The organism is Paracoccus suum, assembly GCF_003324675.1.
GTDB lineage: Bacteria > Pseudomonadota > Alphaproteobacteria > Rhodobacterales > Rhodobacteraceae > Paracoccus > Paracoccus suum.
In genome coordinates this window covers 360,324-377,018 of record NZ_CP030918.1, presented here as the reverse complement: position 1 = coordinate 377,018, position 16,695 = coordinate 360,324, and the positions used below count along the sequence as shown (strand labels likewise).

At 67.8% G+C, this 16,695-nt stretch carries 17 protein-coding genes and 1 tRNA gene; 7 read left to right on the top strand and 11 right to left on the bottom strand.

The window, feature by feature from the left end; genetic code table 11:
• The first annotated feature begins 111 nt into the window (after positions 1–111).
• The 4 genes from DRW48_RS01805 (at position 112) to DRW48_RS01790 (ending at position 4,621) form a co-directional block, all read left to right on the top strand.
• Positions 112–1,212 (top strand): carboxynorspermidine decarboxylase, encoded by a 1,101-nt coding sequence (locus DRW48_RS01805; protein ID WP_114074916.1) that lies wholly within the window; start codon positions 112–114, stop codon positions 1,210–1,212.
• Positions 1,213–1,251: 39 nt separating this feature from the next.
• Positions 1,252–2,475, top strand: a complete 1,224-nt coding sequence (locus DRW48_RS01800) for a saccharopine dehydrogenase family protein (RefSeq protein WP_114074915.1) — start codon at positions 1,252–1,254, stop codon at positions 2,473–2,475.
• 97 nt (positions 2,476–2,572) lie between these two features.
• Positions 2,573–3,337, top strand: coding sequence for an exopolysaccharide biosynthesis protein (locus tag DRW48_RS01795; RefSeq protein ID WP_114074914.1), 765 nt, complete (start codon positions 2,573–2,575; stop codon positions 3,335–3,337).
• Between the two features lie 9 nt (positions 3,338–3,346).
• Positions 3,347–4,621 (top strand): hemolysin family protein, encoded by a 1,275-nt coding sequence (locus DRW48_RS01790; RefSeq protein ID WP_114077287.1) that lies wholly within the window; start codon positions 3,347–3,349, stop codon positions 4,619–4,621.
• Between the two features lie 331 nt (positions 4,622–4,952).
• Here the strand turns inward: DRW48_RS01790 and DRW48_RS01785 are convergent, their stop codons facing one another.
• From DRW48_RS01785 to DRW48_RS01765, 5 genes are all read right to left on the bottom strand, one after another.
• Complete coding sequence (locus DRW48_RS01785) at positions 4,953–5,834, bottom strand: energy transducer TonB (protein ID WP_114074913.1); 882 nt, start codon at positions 5,832–5,834, stop codon at positions 4,953–4,955.
• On the bottom strand, positions 5,831–6,268 hold the full coding sequence (gene exbD, locus DRW48_RS01780) for a TonB system transport protein ExbD (protein ID WP_162784658.1): 438 nt from the start codon (positions 6,266–6,268) through the stop codon (positions 5,831–5,833). The genes DRW48_RS01785 and exbD overlap by 4 nt, the downstream gene beginning before the upstream one ends.
• Position 6,269: 1 nt before the next feature.
• Positions 6,270–6,941 carry a tonB-system energizer ExbB gene (exbB, locus tag DRW48_RS01775; RefSeq protein WP_422385756.1) on the bottom strand — a complete coding sequence of 224 codons (672 nt, stop codon included), beginning with the start codon at positions 6,939–6,941 and terminating at the stop codon, positions 6,270–6,272.
• A 297-nt stretch (positions 6,942–7,238) separates the two neighbouring features.
• On the bottom strand, positions 7,239–8,066 hold the full coding sequence (locus DRW48_RS01770; protein WP_114074910.1) for an aminoglycoside phosphotransferase family protein: 828 nt from the start codon (positions 8,064–8,066) through the stop codon (positions 7,239–7,241).
• 246 nt (positions 8,067–8,312) lie between these two features.
• Positions 8,313–8,389: transfer RNA gene (locus DRW48_RS01765), tRNA-Arg, on the bottom strand.
• 170 nt (positions 8,390–8,559) lie between these two features.
• On the opposite strand from DRW48_RS01765, the gene DRW48_RS01760 reads away from it, so the two are divergent.
• Entirely contained in the window at positions 8,560–9,576 is a 1,017-nt protein-coding gene (locus DRW48_RS01760; RefSeq protein ID WP_114077286.1) for a LacI family DNA-binding transcriptional regulator, read from the top strand.
• 30 nt (positions 9,577–9,606) lie between these two features.
• On the opposite strand, the gene map is transcribed toward DRW48_RS01760, so the two are convergent.
• Positions 9,607–10,410 (bottom strand): type I methionyl aminopeptidase, encoded by an 804-nt coding sequence (gene map, locus DRW48_RS01755; protein WP_114074909.1) that lies wholly within the window; start codon positions 10,408–10,410, stop codon positions 9,607–9,609.
• A 141-nt stretch (positions 10,411–10,551) separates the two neighbouring features.
• On the opposite strand from map, the gene DRW48_RS01750 reads away from it, so the two are divergent.
• Positions 10,552–11,298: a competence/damage-inducible protein A gene (locus tag DRW48_RS01750; RefSeq protein ID WP_114074908.1), complete on the top strand. Its 747-nt coding sequence runs from the start codon at positions 10,552–10,554 to the stop codon at positions 11,296–11,298.
• On the top strand, positions 11,298–12,029 hold the full coding sequence (locus DRW48_RS01745; RefSeq protein WP_114074907.1) for a GNAT family N-acetyltransferase: 732 nt from the start codon (positions 11,298–11,300) through the stop codon (positions 12,027–12,029). The genes DRW48_RS01750 and DRW48_RS01745 overlap by 1 nt, the downstream gene beginning before the upstream one ends.
• Positions 12,030–12,111: 82 nt before the next feature.
• On the opposite strand, the gene DRW48_RS01740 is transcribed toward DRW48_RS01745, so the two are convergent.
• The 5 genes from DRW48_RS01740 to DRW48_RS01720 form a co-directional block, all read right to left on the bottom strand.
• On the bottom strand, positions 12,112–12,822 hold the full coding sequence (locus tag DRW48_RS01740; protein WP_114074906.1) for a hypothetical protein: 711 nt from the start codon (positions 12,820–12,822) through the stop codon (positions 12,112–12,114).
• 17 nt (positions 12,823–12,839) lie between these two features.
• The gene (locus tag DRW48_RS01735) at positions 12,840–13,634 is read right to left on the bottom strand and encodes a DUF6478 family protein (RefSeq protein WP_114074905.1); all 795 of its coding nucleotides are present in this window, start codon (positions 13,632–13,634) and stop codon (positions 12,840–12,842) included.
• Position 13,635: 1 nt separating this feature from the next.
• Positions 13,636–15,369, bottom strand: a complete 1,734-nt coding sequence (gene ilvD, locus DRW48_RS01730) for a dihydroxy-acid dehydratase (RefSeq protein ID WP_114074904.1) — start codon at positions 15,367–15,369, stop codon at positions 13,636–13,638.
• Between the two features lie 68 nt (positions 15,370–15,437).
• Complete coding sequence (locus DRW48_RS01725) at positions 15,438–15,785, bottom strand: 4a-hydroxytetrahydrobiopterin dehydratase (RefSeq protein ID WP_114074903.1); 348 nt, start codon at positions 15,783–15,785, stop codon at positions 15,438–15,440.
• A gap of 184 nt (positions 15,786–15,969) precedes the next feature.
• Positions 15,970–16,608: a DsrE family protein gene (locus DRW48_RS01720; RefSeq protein ID WP_114074902.1), complete on the bottom strand. Its 639-nt coding sequence runs from the start codon at positions 16,606–16,608 to the stop codon at positions 15,970–15,972.
• Positions 16,609–16,695: the final 87 nt, after the last annotated feature.

The window sequence follows — 16,695 nt, the reverse complement described above, 5'->3', positions numbered from 1 at the left end:
CATGCGCCAGCGTTCGCCGGACGCGGGGTCGCGCCGGCGGTCAAGTTGCACCCTGCCGGGCCGGCCCCTATATGGCAGCATCACGCCGCGAGAGTAGGGAGACCGCCGCCGATGTCCGAACCCGCGACTCCCTTCTATCTGATCGACGAGGCACGCCTGCGTGCCAACATGGCCCGCGTCGCTGCCCTGCGCGAGGCGTCGGGCGCGAAATGCCTGCTGGCGCTGAAATGTTTCGCCACCTGGTCGGCTTTCGATCTGATGCGTGACAGCATGGACGGCACCACCTCGTCCTCGCTGTTCGAGCTGAAGCTGGGGCGCGAGGAGTTCGGCAAGGAAACCCACGCCTATTCCGTGGCCTGGGCTGATCACGAGATCGACGAGGCTGTGGGTTATGCCGACAAGATCATCTTCAACAGCCTCGGCCAACTCGACCGTTTCGCCGGCGCGGCGGACGGGATCACGCGCGGCCTGCGGCTGAACCCGCGCTTTTCGACCAGCGGCTTTGACCTCGCAGACCCGGCGCGCCCTTTCTCGCGCCTCGGCGAATGGGATCTGAACCGGCTTGAGGCTGCGATGGACCGCATCAGCGGCGTGATGATCCATTACAACTGCGAGAACCGTGATTTTCAGCTGTTCAGCGCCCAGTTGGACCGGATCGAGGCCGAATTCGGCGGCATCCTCGATCGCCTCGACTGGGTCTCGCTGGGCGGCGGCATCCACTTCACCGCCGAGGACTATCCGCTGGAGGAGTTGGCCGCGCGGTTGCAGATTTTCGCCCAGCGCCATGGCGTGCAGGTCTACCTCGAGCCGGGCGAGGCGAGCATCACCCAGTCGGCGACGCTGGAGGTCAGCGTGCTCGACCTGCTCGACAACGGCAAGCGCATCGCCATCGTCGACAGCTCGACCGAGGCGCATATGCTGGACCTGCTGATCTACCGCGAGGAGGCCAAGCTGCCAAGCGCGGGCGATCACGCCTACCAGATCGCCGGCAAGACCTGTCTTGCGGGCGATATCTTCGGCGAGGCCGCGTTCGCGCACCCGCTGGAAATCGGCGACCGGGTCAGCATTGCCGATGCGGCCGGTTACACAATGGTCAAGAAGAACTGGTTCAACGGCGTCGCCATGCCAGCCATTGCGATACGCCAGGCTGACGGGGCGATCCGCACTGTGCGGACCTTCGGCTATGATGATTACCGCGCCAGCCTGTCCTGACGCCTTCCCCTGCCATCCCTGACGGAGACAGTCGAAGCGATGAAACCCAATGTCCTGATTATCGGTGCCGGCGGTGTCGCCCAGGTGACGGCGCACAAATGCGCGCAATGGGCGGCCGAGTTCGGCGCACTGCATATGGCGAGCCGCACCCGGGCCAAGGCCGACGCCATTGCCGAGGGCATCCGGGCCAAGGGGCTGGAGGCGGTGATCACGACCCATGCACTCGACGCGATGGACAGCGCGGCCGTGGCCGAACTGATCCGGGCGACGGAGGCGGGAATCGTCATCAACGTCGGCAGCGCCTTCATCAACATGACGGTCCTGCAAGGCTGCATCGACACCGGCGCCGCCTATATCGACACGGCCATCCATGAGGATCCCGGCAAGGTCTGCGAGACCCCCCCCTGGTATGCGAACTACGAATGGCAGCGCCGCGAGGCCTGCGAGGCAGCTGGGGTGACGGCGATCCTCGGGGCGGGGTTCGACCCGGGCGTGGTCAACGCCTATGCGCGCCTCGCCGAGGACGAGTATTTCGACAAGATCGACAGCATCGACATCGTCGATATCAATGCCGGATCGCACGGTCGCTGGTTCGCCACCAATTTCGACCCCGAGATCAACTTCCGCGAATTCACCGGCGCGGTCTATTCCTGGCAGGGCGGCGAATGGCGCGAGAACGAGATGTTCGAAGTCGGCCGCGAATGGGATCTGCCGGTGGTCGGAAAGCAGACCGCCTACCTGTCCGGTCATGACGAGGTTCACAGCCTCAGCGCCCGCTACAAGGACGCGGATGTCCGCTTCTGGATGGGTTTCGGGCCGCATTACATCAACGTGTTCACGGTCCTCAAGAACCTCGGTCTGCTGTCCGAGCAGCCGGTGACCACTGCTGAGGGGCAGCAGGTCGTACCGCTGAAGCTGGTCAAGGCGGTTCTGCCCGATCCGGCCAGCCTCGCCCCGGATTATACCGGCAAGACCTGCATCGGCGATCTGGTCAAGGGGACGCGCGACGGCAAGCCGGGCGAAGTGTTCATCTACAACGTCGCCGACCACAAGGACGCCTACAACGAAGTCGGCAGCCAGGGCATCAGCTACACCGCTGGCGTGCCCCCGGTCGCGGCGGCGATCCTGATCGCGCGCGGTCCGTGGGCCGTCAAGCGGATGGCCAATGTCGAGGACCTGCCCGCGCGTCCGTTCCTGGAACTGCTGGGCGAGATGGGCCTGCCGACCCGCGTCATCGACGCCGAGGGTGATCGCGCGATCTGAGCCGCGGCCCGCCGGGCGAGCGGGCGGGACGGCGCGTGGGTCCGCGCCGATCATGCCGCGTTGCGCCGCCCTGCGCCTGGCCCTAAGGTGAGTTCCGATGAGACTGTCGCCCGACCCTCGGCCCCGCCCGCTGACCGCTGTGCCTCCCTCGGGGGGCATCGCTTCGAACGCGGATTCTCCGCCCGCTTCCACGGGCGCATCCGAGGGCGAGGACGAAACGGGTCCGCAACGACCGCCGCTGCTGCCCGCGCCTCCCGCGCCGCGCGCGCGGCTGTCCGAAATTCTGCGCAAGATCGCCGATGACAGCCGCCTCGAGAGGGTGTCGATCGGCGATATCGTCGCCGCCATGCCCGGCCGCGCTACCGCCACTTTGCTGTTCCTGTTTGCCGCGCCAAATGCCATCCCGACGCCGCCCGGAACCTCGGCGCTGCTGGGGCTGCCGATGATCTACCTAGCCTCGCAGATGATGCTGCGCCGCCAGCCATGGCTGCCCAAGGTCGTCGCAGCCCGCTCCATGCGCCTGTCGGACTTCTCGGCACTCGTCGATCGCGCCGTGCCTCTGCTGGCCCGGGCCGAGCGGATGTTGCGCCCGCGCCTGTCGCCGCTGGTCAGCCCCGCCGCGGAAATGGCCATCGGCGCATTCTGCCTTGTCCTCGCCCTTTCCGTCGCACTGCCCATTCCGCTGGGCAACATGCTGCCCGCCCTCGCGGTTTCGGTCCTCGCTCTCGGCCTGCTCGAGCGGGACGGGCTGTGGGTTATCATGGGGGCAATCGTCGGGGCCCTGTCGCTGGTGGTGGTCAGCGGGGTCGTCTGGGCCTCGGTCAAGGCCGGAGTCTACCTTCTGAGCCATGCGTTCAGCTGAGACATGGCGATGCTGATCGAAATTCTGGCCGTCCTGCTGCTGACCGTGGTCAACGGCGTCCTTTCGATGTCCGAGCTGGCGGTCGTGTCGGCCCGCACTGCGCGGCTGAAAGTCATGGCGGACAACGGCAACCGCGGTGCCGCCACCGCCATCGAACTGGCGGACGATCCGGGCAAATTCCTGTCCAGCGTCCAGATCGGCATCACGCTGGTCGGCATTCTGGCAGGTGCGGTGTCGGGTGCCACGCTGGGCAACCGGCTGGCGAACGCGCTCGTCGGCGCGGGCCTGACGCCGGGCGTCGCCCAACCCTTGGGTGTGGGCGTGGTCGTCGTGCTGATCACCTACCTCTCGCTGGTCGTGGGGGAGCTGGTGCCCAAGCAGATTGCCTTGCGTGCGCCCGAGACGGTGGCAGCCCGCGTTGCCCCCTGGCTGCGTCGGCTGGCAGTCGTTGTCTCGCCGCTTGTCTGGCTGCTCGACCATTCGGGCAAGTCGCTGCTGCGTCTTTTGGGCCTGTCCGAGGCCAGCGAGAATTCGGTCAGCGACGAAGAGGTGAAGATGATCATCTCGGAGGCCGAGAGTGCCGGCGTCATGAAGCCGGCCGAAACCGAGATGATTGCCGCCGTCATGCGCGTGGCCGACCGGACCGCCCGCGGCATCATGACCCCGCGGCACGAGGTCTCGGTGCTGCCGTCGGACGCTAGTTTCGAGCAGGCCGTGCTGGCCTTTGCCGACAGCGGTACCAGCCGCCTGCCGGTCGCCGACGCCCGCGGCGAGATCGAGGGTGTGGTTTCGCTCTCGACGATCCTTGCGCAGCGTCAGGCGGGAGCGCCGTTCGATCTTGTGGCCGCGATGGAGCAGGTCGAGGTCATCCGCGAGGGCATGGGGGCCCTCGAAGTGCTGGAGCGGCTGCGCGCCGCGCCGACGCGGATGCTGTTTGTCTATGACGAATATGGCCATTTCGAGGGGATGGTGACCCCGATGGACCTGCTCGAGGCGATCACCGGCGAGTTCGCCGATGGCGAGGTCGAAGAGCCCAAGGTCACCACCCGCGCCGATGGCAGCCTGCTGGTCGCTGGCTGGATGCCCGCCGATGAGTTGGCCGACCAACTGCGCATCACCCTGCAGACTCCCCGCGATTACGAGACCGTCGCCGGCCTCGTGCTGGACCGGATGGGCCGCCTGCCCGAGGTTGGCGATACCGCCGAGATCGGCCCGTGGCAGATCGAGGTGATGGACATGGACGGGCGCCGCATCGACAAGGTGCTGGTGACGCGGATCGAGTAAGGGACGCGGCGCGGTGGCCGGTCGGGCTTTCACTCGTTGACGGCTGCCATCTTGTGTTGGAATTCCGGCCCTTATAGCCAGCGAGATGCGCGCCTGCACCCTCCGCTGTCGGTGGATGACGGGTGCCGAGCGGATTGGAGTTCCAGCCACTGGTGTGGGCGACTGGTGCGCTTGTCTCTCCGGTCGCGCCGGATAACGATGGGTGGCCAGACTGAGGCTGGAACCCAGCGGCCCATTGCCCCGCCTGCGCGTCGTCTCTCGGCTAGTGCTGGATCAAGGGAAGCCGCTCGTGCCCCCATTTCCAGTCGCCGAGGACGGACGCTTTGTGGGCCTATTTCGACTGAAACCGAACGCTCAAGGTCTGGGGACCGGGAGGCGCGGGCAGGCGGCCAAGACTTCTAAGCTGGGCGAGCACGCGCGAATCGACGACGGGATCGCCGCTGCTGGCTGCCAGCGAAGCGCCCGTAACCCGACCGCTGGCGGCGACGGTGATGACGACACCGACGACCCCTTTGCGACCATAGCGCTTGCGCGTCATGTGGCGGGCAACTGCAGCCTGGGCTGCCCTTTTCCAGCTGGCAATGGATTGCGGCGACCTTGCCGCAGCCTGACCAGCCGGAAGGCCCGCGGCGCGGCCCCCCGCCGAGGCAGATGCGCCAGCGGGATTGGCCGCTTTGGCTTTGGCGGGTTTGGTCGCCTCGCGTCTGCGCTCGGCCGGTTTTTCGGCTTGCCGTTTCGACTCGCGCCGCGTTTCCGCCTTGGGCTCGACCGACGGCTCGACCATCGGCTCGGCCTGAATATCCCGAGGCCGGGCGAGCGGTCGGACTGCGACAGGCTCGGAGGGGGCCTCAACAGCAGCCAGCTCAGGCAAGCTCGGCAGCGGTGGCAGCTCGATCTCAGATGGCACGACCGGCTCTGGGGCAGGCTCGGGCGCAGAAGAAGGTGCGGGGACAGGCTCCGACGCTATCTCGGGCTCGGGAAACTCCGGCGGTGAGTCGATGGGGGGTAGTGGGCTTGGCGGGACCTCGAAAGCTGTCGCAGCGGTCGAAGTCAGCACGGCGTCCGCGGGCAAGAGATCGACCACCACAGGCTCCGCCAGAACCGCTGGCGGCGGCATCTGGCGCAGCAATGCAGCCGCTGCCCCCGCGTGAACGGCGAGGGCCGCAGCGGCGGCAGCCAGCCAGGCCAGGGACCGCCCGCCAATGCCGGTCATGGCGCGTTACTCGCCGCGGCCTCCAGCCCGACCAAGGCAATGCGCGGATGGCCGCTGTCACGCAGGCTGTTCATGACCGCCATCAGCGCGCCGTATTCGACCGTTCGATCCGCGCGCAGGAAGATCCGCGCCTCGGGATCGCCGCCGGTCACCTCCGCGAGTGCCGGCCCGAGCGCCTCGGCCGCGACCGGCCGATCACCGACCAGCAGCGACAGGTCGGGCTGGACGGTGACATAAACGGGAGCATCCGGGCGCGGGGCGGACGCGGCGTTCGAGGCCGGCAGGTCGACATTGACGTCAACCGTCGCCAAGGGCGCCGCGACCATGAAGATGATCAGAAGGACCAGCATCACGTCGATAAAGGGCGTGACGTTGATCTCGGACAGTTCTGGGACGTCCTCGTCGTCGCCACGGCCGATCAACCCGCCGGCCACCTTACCGCCCCCCATTGCGCGGGGCGGCGATGCTGTGGTCGAGCGAGCGGCTGACCAACCGCTCGATCAGCGCGGCGTTGTCGCGCAACTGGGCCCGGTGAGCGGCCGTCGCGCGGGCGCAAAAATTGTAGATCACCACCGCCGGAATCGCGGCGACGAGGCCCAGCGCCGTCGCAAGCAGCGCCTCGGCGATCCCAGGCGCGACCACAGCGAGGTTGGTGGTCTGCGCGCGAGAGATGCCGACGAAAGCGTTCATGATGCCCCAGACCGTCCCGAACAGACCGACAAAGGGCGCGGTCGCGCCGATCGTCGCCAGCAGGCCGGTTCCGGCGGCGAGTTTACGGCCCGCTGCGGCCTCGATCCGCGACAAGGCCGAGGCGACGCGCTCCTTGACCCCGGCGAGGCCGGTCGCGTGCAACGCTGGACGGGCGGCCTGCACCTCGCGCCCTGCGGCGCGCAGCATGCGCGCGACCGGATCGCGCCGGCCCGCGACCGCCTGACCCGCCCCCGCCAGCGTACCAGCCGCGGCGATGCGCTTTTGGCTGGCACGCGCAGCGCCTTGGGCGCCGATCACCTCGAACAGCTTGAAAAGGGCAATCGTCCAGGTGACGATCGAGGCGACGGCGAGGCCGATCATGACCCCTTTCACAACCACATCCGCTGCCAGGAACATACCCCAAGGGGAAAGGTCATGCGGTAGCGTGTCAGCCAGGACGCCTTGGGCAGCCGCGGCCCCGGGCGCGGCAATGGCTAGAGCGGCTGCGATCGAACGGGCGCAGATGGCAAGAGTATGGCAACGCATCGAGGCTCGCTGTTTTTCGAGTGCAATCGACCGGCAGTTATTATATCTTAGTGAAATACTCAACAACGCGCCGAGCAGCTTCCACGACGAGATCGTATTACGGGGTCTGCCGACAAAAGGCAGGGGCCGGCTGCTGAACCTCGGGCAATTTCGCCGGTCTGCGCTGGATCACCCGTCGAGGGCGGCGATGGCAAACTCCATGACGGCGAAGTCGAGCGCAGGGCTCTCGTCATCGCTGATGAACCAGGCCGCGGACAGGCCACACCACGCGATGAGCCATCTGAGCAGGCGCTCGCGTCCCAGGCCGGACTGCTCAATGACAATGTCGAGCCGGCTGGCAAAGCGTTCCGGCCGGGTCGAGACGGGGATGGACGGATCGTCAAGGTCGGGATTGGTGAAGATATTGGCGTAGTCGAAGGCGCGATCGCCGGCGACACGCTTCGGATCGATCGCCAACCAGCCGCGCGCCCCGAAGTCGAGGACATTGTCGTGGTGAATATCGCCGTGAAGGACGCGAATATCGCGCTGGCTTGACAGCAGCGCCTGCGCCTCGCGGTGGCTGCGCGCCAGAAGGCCGCCATGCGTGCGCGCCGCCGGCTCCAGTTCGCGAAACCAGATTTCGAGCGGTACCAGCTCGGGACGCGGCCCGGTGCGCGGCGCATGAAGCGACGCGACTGTATCACAGAGGATGGCGGTGGCCTCCTCGTCCCGGCCGTTCCGAGCATAGTGGGATAGGGAGCGCGTGCCCGTCGCCCTCTCCATCAGGATGGCATCGCCCTCGGCCGCAAAAAGCCGCGCCGCGCCCACGCCCTGCCACCATTCCAGCAGAGCGCCCCCGAGCTTCTCCTCCTCCTCGGTCGCCAGCTTGAGCATCGCGGGTGCGCCACGCCACCGGACCGGTAAAAGCTCGGCGCCGCGCGTCGTGATCGGCTCGCCGTCCTGAACAAGATGCCAGAGATCGACCCAGGACAGGAGGGAGACGGGCGGCGGTGTCATCGCGCGCAACTTTTCACAATGTGAAAAAACCGGAGAAATCGGGTACGAAGCGCCGGGTCTGACGGGATCGAATGACCATCTTTAAACCCCGAGCCTGAACAAACCGATGGATTCCCGAGACAAAGCTAGGGCTTGAACGCGTAAACCGCCCTTGCGGGGCCGCGGGGAGGGGGAGTGCTGCGAGCCACGCGGGTTCAGGCGAGCAAAACCGCATATCCTGAAACCTCTCGCAATTGATCGACGTGATGGTGGCCCCGGCAGGATTTGAACCTGCAACCTGCCCCTTAGGAGGGGGCTGCTCTATCCAGTTGAGCCACGAGGCCACGGCCTCTTTTGCCTGCTGGCCGGGCGCGGCGCAAGCGGGGCTGCAGGCGCCGGGCGCGCGAGGGTGCCGCGCGCTGCTGCCCGCTAACATGCGCCCTCGGCGCGCTTGCCGCGTGGGCAGCCGGTGGGCTAGCATCGCTCACCCTGTGCCGATGCGAGACCCCGCGTGATCCGAACCGCCCGTCCCCGCGCGCTGACGCTGCGCGACGTGTCTGCCGCCGCCGGGGTGTCCGAGATGACGGTGAGTCGCGTTTTGCGCGACCGGGGCGATGTGTCGGCCGCCACCCGCGAAAAGGTCCTGACCGCGGCGCGCAGCCTTGGATACGTGCCGAATCGGATCGCCGGCGGCCTCGCCAGCCAGCGCGTGAACCTGGTCGCGGTCATGATCCCGTCGCTGTCGAATCTGGTCTTTCCCGACGTCCTCGGCGGCATTTCGGCCGAACTCGACGATACGCCCCTGCAGCCGGTCGTGGGCGTCACCCAATACGCCCCAGCCCGGGAGGAGGCCGTGCTGTACGACATGTTGTCCTGGCGGCCGGCCGGACTGATCCTCGCTGGGCTGGAGCACAGCCGCGCCGCGCGCGCCATGCTGCGGGCGGCCGGGGTGCCGGTGGTCGAGATCATGGATACCGATGGCGAGAGCGTCGATTGCGCAGTCGGCATCTCGCACCGCCGGGTGGGGGCCGAGATGGCGGCCACCATCCTGAACGCGGGTTACCGCCGGATCGGGTTTCTGGGCACCCACATGCCCGAGGATCACCGGGCGCGCAAACGGCTGGAGGGGTTCGAGGCCGGACTGTCAGAGGCTGGCGTTCCCTTGGCCGCGCGCGAATTCTATCAGGGCGGCTCGTCGCTGGTGAAAGGGCGCGAGTTGACTGAGCGCATCCTGACCCGCAAGCCTGATCTGGATTTCCTGTATTATTCCAACGACATGATCGGCGCAGGTGGGCTGCTGTGGTGCCTCGAGCAGGGAATCGACATCCCGGGCCGGCTGGGCCTCGCCGGGTTCAATGGGGTCGAGATGCTGAAGGGCCTGCCACGGCGACTCGCGACCACCGATGCGCGGCGGGTGGACATCGGCCGCAGGGCGGCGCGGATCGTCGCCGGCAAGGACCCGAGGCCGGATGGGGGTGTGATCGAATTGGTGCCGACCTTCCTGCCGGGGGACACGATCCGCCAAGTGTGAGGCGCTCGGCGCCTCCAGGCCGCAGGGATGTCAGCGAAAGGCGGCCTCATAGAGGCCGCCAGGCGAGAGGGTGAATATCTCGCAACCCTCCGCCGTGACGCCAATCGAATGCTCGTACTGGGCGGACAGCGAGCGGTCGCGGGTGACCGCGGTCCAGTCATCCGGGAGGGTCTTCGTCTCGGGCCGGCCGAGGTTGATCATCGGCTCGATGGTGAAGAACATGCCTTCCTCCAGCACCGCACCGCGGCCGGGGCGGCCGAAATGCAGCACGTTCGGCGGCGCGTGGAACACACGGCCGAGGCCATGGCCGCAGAAATCGCGCACCACCGACATGCGATGGCTGGTGGCATATTCCTGGATCGCGTGGCCGATATCGCCAAAGGTATTGCCCGGTCGGACCGCCGCGATGCCGCGCATCAGCGCGTCATGCGTTACCTCGATCAGGCGCGTCGCCTTGCGCGGGGCCGTGCCTGCCACATACATCCGGCTGTTGTCGCCGAACCATCCGTCAACGATGACTGTGACGTCGATATTCAGGATGTCGCCCTCGATCAGCACCTTGGGGCCAGGAATGCCGTGGCAGACGACATGGTTGATGCTGATGCAACTGGCGTGCTGATAGCCGCGATAGCCGATGGTGGCCGAGGTCGCGCCCGAGGCCTCGACCCGCATGCGGATGAAATCATCCAGCTCGGCCGTACTGACGCCGGGGCGGACGAGCGCGCCGACTTCGTCGAGGATCTGGGCGGCCAGATGCCCGGCCGCCCGCATCCCGGCAAAGTCCTCGGGGGCGTGGATTCGGATTCCGTCGCGGGTCAATCGGCTTTCCAGCATGGTTCCATCGCGGCTGCAGCGTCGGGTGATAGGGGGCTGGCCCCCAGATAGTCCGGCCGGGCGCGCGTTTCCAGTCCTGCTTCTTGCGCCCGGGCAGGGCGGGGTGCAGTTATCGGCGGCAGACCATGATCGAGGCACCCCATGCTATCCGATAATCCGAGCGCCGGCATCCTTGTCATCGGGGACGAGATCCTTTCTGGCCGCACGCGCGAGGGCAATGCCCACTACCTTGCGGGGGTCCTCGCCGCGACCGGTTTCGACCTGCGCGAGATCCGCGTCATCCCTGACGATCACGCGACCATCGTGGCCGCATTGCAGGCCATGGATCGCACTCTGGGCGGGACCTGGGATCATGTCTTTACCTCGGGCGGGATCGGCCCGACCCATGACGACATCACCGCAGACGCCGTGGCGGAAGCCTTTGGCACCGTGCTGGAGATCCACCCAGACGCCCGCGAGGCGATGGCCGCGCGCTATGCCTCGCTCGGGATCGAACTGAACGACAACCGCCTGCGCATGGCCCGCGTGCCGGTGGGGGCGCGGCTGATCGTGAACAGCGTCTCGGCAGCGCCAGGGTTCTCGATCGGGGTGACCCATGTGATGGCGGGCGTGCCGAACGTATTCCGCGCGATGGTCGAAGCGGTGCTGCCGACCCTTCAGGCGGGACGGCCGCAGGTCAGCGAAACGCTGGAGATGCGGCGGGGCGAGAGTGACGTTGCCGCCGATCTGGGCGAGGTGGCCGAGGCATACAGCGACCTGTCGCTCGGCTCGTATCCGTTCCACGACGAGGACGGCTGGGGCACCAACCTGGTGGTGCGCGGGGTGGACGCGGCGCGCGTCAGCGCCGCCATGGCGGAGTTGAAATCGCGGTTGGGGGTCGCCGGCTGATGCCGGACCCGCAGGTGCCGGCGATCCTTGCCGCATCCGAGGCGACCTGGCCGTCAGCGGAATATGCGGCGGCCGGCGGGCTGCGGACGGGCCGCGCGATGGGCGCGGGCGGACGCGTCGGCTCGACCCGCGCGGTGGGTCCGTGGACGCCCGACGATATTATTGCCGCCGAGACACAGCACCACGCCTGGGGCCAACCGGCGCTGTTTCGCGTGTTCGATGGCGAGGATGCGTTGGCCGAGGCGCTGGGCGCCCGCGGCTATCGCCCGATCCGGCCGACACCGATCCTGGCCGCGCCGGTCGGGGCGCTCGCGAGCCAGCCGGTCGGCAAGATGACCGCGTTCTGCCTGTGGCCGCCACTGGCGGTGCAGCGTCAGATCTGGGCCGAGGGCTCTATCGGCCCGGCGCGACAGGCGGTGATGGACCGCGCGCCCCAGCCCAAGACCTCGCTCTTGGGCCGGCAGGACGACCGCGCCGCCGGCGCCGGCTTTGTCGCGGTTCACGATAAGGTGGCGATGTTGCATGCATTGGAGGTCGCCCCGGCATTTCGGCGGCGCGGCCTTGGGGTTGCACTGGCTCGCAAGGCGGCACACTGGGCGGCGGGTGAGGGGGCGAGGACCTTAGCCCTGGCGGTCAGCCTCGATAACAGCGCGGCTTGCGCCCTATACGCGGCGATGGGATTCACCGAGGCGGCGCGTTATCGCTATTTCCAGCAACCGGGGACGGAGTGACCGCTTTACGCACTGCTTTACCCGGCTACAGCAGCGGGGCCGGGACGACGCCGGGCTGACCGGCGCTCGCATCGCTTTGGCCCTAAATCTGTGGACCGGCCGGCGGACGAGGGATCGCGGCGGGATCAGGTTCGGCGGGACTTGGCGCGGGGAAGGCGGCGGCTTCGGCAGGCAGCGCGGATCGTGTCGCTTCTTCTGCCGCCGCGGTTTCAACGGCGGTAGCTGGCGCAACGGTCTGCAATGCTTCCTCGGAGGTGCCGCCGGCCATCTCCGAGGCGGCGTGCAATGCTTCCTCGGGGGCGAGACCGGCCGCCGGGGGGCTGTGCGTTTCGTCGTGCGCGGCGCAACTCGCCTCAGCGGTCGGCAGAACGACAGCCAGATCGGCCTTGCGCACGAAGTCCTGCGACGCCGTGAGAGCCTCGGCGGAGTGCCGGCGAAACTCGCGCAGTAACAGGTCCATCTCGGCCCGCATCAGGGCCAGTTCGGCCTGCAGGTCGGTGGCAATCTCGGCCCCCGCGATCAGCGGCAGGCGGGCGATGATCGCGGCGGCGTCGGCGCGCTGGCCGTCGGGGCCGTCCTCTACCAGCAGAAAGGTGGTTGCGCCGTCGGTCAGCCGGTCCAGCGGCACCGTCGCCGCGATCTGCCAGCCTTCCCCGTCCGGAAGCGGAGTCAGCGTGGCTGGCCCAATCCGCTCGCCCCGATGCACCAGGGCAAGGGGCGAGGGCCGGGTAGCGCCCTCGATCGTCCCATGCCAGACCCCGCCGCGCAGGCCGTCATGCCGAAAGCTGCTCATTGCCTTGGGTCCTTTCATCAGACCTGTGCCCGTCGGTGGCGCGACAGCACAAGGTCGCGCAGCACGACCGCGTTCATGGCCGGCGCCTCGAAGATCAGGTCCAGCCAGGCCGACTCCAGCCGCTCCGGGTTAATCTCGGTCGGGGCGAGATCGAACTCGGACACATGCCGGTTGCGCCGGTCGGCCTGCATCCAGCCCAAGTGGGCCTGTTGCTGATCGGTGTTCGGGCCGTTCTTGATGTTCAACCGGGCGAACACCTCGATCCGGCGCTCGATCTCGATCTCGGTTTCCAAACGTATGATGTGGTCGCGGTCGAGGCCGTCCAGCGCCTCGGCCGGCAGCGGCAGGCTCAGCGCCAGAAAGCCGCCGCTAAAACCCAGCACCTCGAGGCGCAGGCCGTAGAGCGCAAGGTCGGTCGCCGACAGGTTCGGTACCTGACGCAGGATCATGGCCCGCAGATCGCAATCGTGAAACAATTGCGCACTGTCGCCCAGGCCCTCGCCGTTGGGCGGCCCTATGCGGACTGCCGGGTCCAGCGGCGTGCTGAGCAGCGGCGGCCGCCACCGCCAGTCGGTCCCGGCGGGCAGCGGCATCGCCGCCAGCAGAGCGCTGTGGCGGCGGGTCGCGCGCTCGGTCGAGGCCAGGAAGGCATCGATCGCACGTCGCTGATCGCGCGCAGCGCCCCGCAGCCGGTCGATTTCGGCCGTGGACAGTGCTGCGGTCCGCATGCCGCGCCAGTGGCCGGCATCGCCTCCGCCCGCGCCGCGACCCAGCAACTTGCCCAGCGTGGCTGCAGGTCCCCGGCGCGCCACGTCATTGGTCCATATAGACGTGGGTTTCGGCCTCGGCACCCGGATGGGTCACGGCGCCCTGCCGTGCTGGTCCGACCAGCCGGGCATATTTCCACAGCGCCCCGGCGGCATAGTCGGTCGGCCGCGGGCCCGCCCATGCGGCCTTGCGCGCGGCGAGCTCGGCCTCGTCCAGCGCGACACTGATCTCGCCCTTGATGGCGTCGATGGTGATGACATCGCCGTCGCGCAGCAGGGCGATCGGGCCGCCATGCGCGGCCTCGGGGCCGACATGGCCGACGCAAAAGCCGCGTGTCGCGCCGCTGAAGCGGCCGTCGGTGATCAGCGCGACCTTCTTGCCCATGCCCTGCCCGGAGAGGGCGGCGGTGGTCGCCAACATCTCGCGCATGCCGGGGCCACCCGCAGGACCCTCGTTGCGAATGACGATGACCTCACCCTCGCGATAGCCGCGAACCTGCACGGCGGCAAAGGCGTCCTCCTCGCATTCAAAGACGCGGGCAGGGCCGGTAAAGACCTGCTCTTCGGGGGCCATGCCGGCGACTTTGACCACGGCGCCGTCGGGGGCGAGATTGCCCTTGAGGCCGACCACGCCGCCGGTGGCGCTAAGGGGGGTCGCGACGGGATGGATCACCTTGCCGTCGATCTCGCGCGTGACGAGCGCCAACTCCTCGCCGATGGTGCGCCCGCTCGCGGTCATGCAATCGTCGTGGATCAGCCCGGCCTTTTGCAGCTCGCGCATGACCACCGGCACGCCGCCGGCCTCGTAAAGGTCCTTGGCGACATATTCGCCGCCTGGCCGCAGGTTCACGAAATAGGGCGTCTCGCGGAAGATGTCGCAGACGTCGAACAGGTCGAAATCGATGCCTGCCTCATGCGCCATGGCGGGCAGGTGCAGGGCTGCGTTGGTCGACCCGCCGGTGCAAGCGACGACGCGCGCCGCATTCTCCAGCGCCTTGCGCGTCACGACGTCGCGGGCACGGATATTGCGTTCGATCAGGGTCATGACCGCCTCGCCCGACGCCAGGCCGTAGGCATCGCGGCTCTCGTACGGCGCGGGCATGCCGGACGAGTTCATCAGCGCAAGGCCGATCGCCTCGCTGACGCAGGCCATGGTGTTGGCGGTGTATTGGCCACCGCAGGCGCCAGCCGAGGGGCAGGCCACGCGCTCGAGGATATCCAGTTCCGCGTCCGTCAGCTTGCCGGCGGCGTGCTGGCCGACGGCCTCGAACACGTCCTGCACGACCACGTCGCGGCCGTTCAGCTTGCCGGGGAGGATCGAGCCGCCATAGATGAACACCGACGGCACGTTCAGCCGCAGCATCGCCATCATCATTCCGGGCAGCGACTTGTCGCAGCCGGCAAGACCGACAAGCGCATCATAGCAGTGGCCGCGCATGGTCAGCTCGACCGTGTCAGCGATCGCATCGCGGCTGGCGAGGGACGACCGCATGCCCTCGTGGCCCATGGCGATGCCATCGGTCACGGTAATGGTGGTGAACTCGCGCGGGCAGCCGCCGGCCTTCTTGACACCCTGCTTGACCGACTGCGCCTGCCGGTTCAGGGCGATGTTGCAGGGCGCGGCCTCGTTCCAGCAGGTGGCAACGCCAACCCAAGGGGCGTGGATTTCCTCGTCGGTAACGCCCATGGCGTAGAAATAGCTGCGGTGCGGGGCGCGAGCCGGCCCTTCTGTCACGTGACGGCTGGGCAGTCTGGACTTGTCGAAGCGGCTGTTTTGCATGGCTGACCCTCTTGGCTTGGCCAGTGGATACTGGCCGCGCCCAAGGGGGGCAAGCGCCAGAGCCGTTGTCAGGCCAGAATCCGGTCCAGACGGGCGGCGCAAATAAAGTCGTTCTCGCTGAGCCCGCCTATCGCGTGGGTACTGTAGCTGACCTCGCAGTAGCCCCACCCAAAGCGGATGTCCGGGTGGTGCCCCTCGCGGTCGCCTGCCCATGCGGCGACATTCGCGGTCTGCTGGGCCTTGGCAAAACCCTTGAAGGTCAGGCGCCGGGTGATGGTCGTCCCATCCTCAGAGAGGGTCCAGCCGTCCAATTTGATCAGCATAGCCTCGGCATCTGGCCGGGACAGGGCGGGCGTGCCGCCCTCGCAGGGGGCACAGTGCTTGTTGGCGAGATCGCAGGTGTCGTCGTCGGTCATCTGGCGGCCTCCTTGGCGCTGCTTGCCATGTCCGGGCCTACAGGCAATCCGGCACCAGCCGCCGCGGTTCCCCGACTTGTGCGGTCAGGCCCCACTGAACCGGGGGATACCGGATCAGCGGATGCGGGCGTCGGCGACAGTGCGTGCCGAGGGCCCGGCCCTTATCTCCTTTTCCGCAAGCGGATCAGGGCTTGATGTAGGCAAAGCCTTCCATCTGCAGCTTGCCGAGTTCGGCGACGCCCGAGGGGACGACGTCCTCCTCGCTGACCTCAAACAGGGAGGCCGGGTCGATCTTGCGCGCGACGAGGGTGTTGTTGCACACGAGGAAGCGCACGCCCTTGTTGCGCAGATCGATGATCGTGCCCTGCAGGGCCTGATCGTCAACCGCGTCCTGGACCATGCCGATCCCGTCGCCATGCATCACGACGCGCAGGTCCAGCTTGTCAGCGCCGACGGCGTCGATGTGATTGCGGATATTGCCGAGGATGGCGCGATAGGCCTTGCCCTCTTCGCCGCCTTTGCCGTTGACGTGATAGACGACCTTCTGCGCCTCGTAGGCCGCGGTCGGGGCGCCGGTCTCGGTGGTCGGCGCGGCGGCCGCGGCAGGGGCAGCGGGGGTGGTCGCAGGGGCAGGGGCGTCGGCCGGTGCGGCAGGCGTCGTTGCCGGGGCGGGCGCGGGGGCCTCGGCCGCAGGCGGGGTTGCAGGTGCCGGGGCTGCGGTCTGCGCGGCCAGCGGGCTTGCGGCAAAAGTCATGAGGACGGCGGCAAGGCCGAGCGGTGTCATCGCGAATCGCTGCTTGGTCGTTTGCGGCGATAGGTTCATCGGGATTCTCCTCCATCGATGTTCACACAACTCCATGGACACATTCCGAACCAGCAATGCAACCCTGATCGGACCCTGCAAATCCTG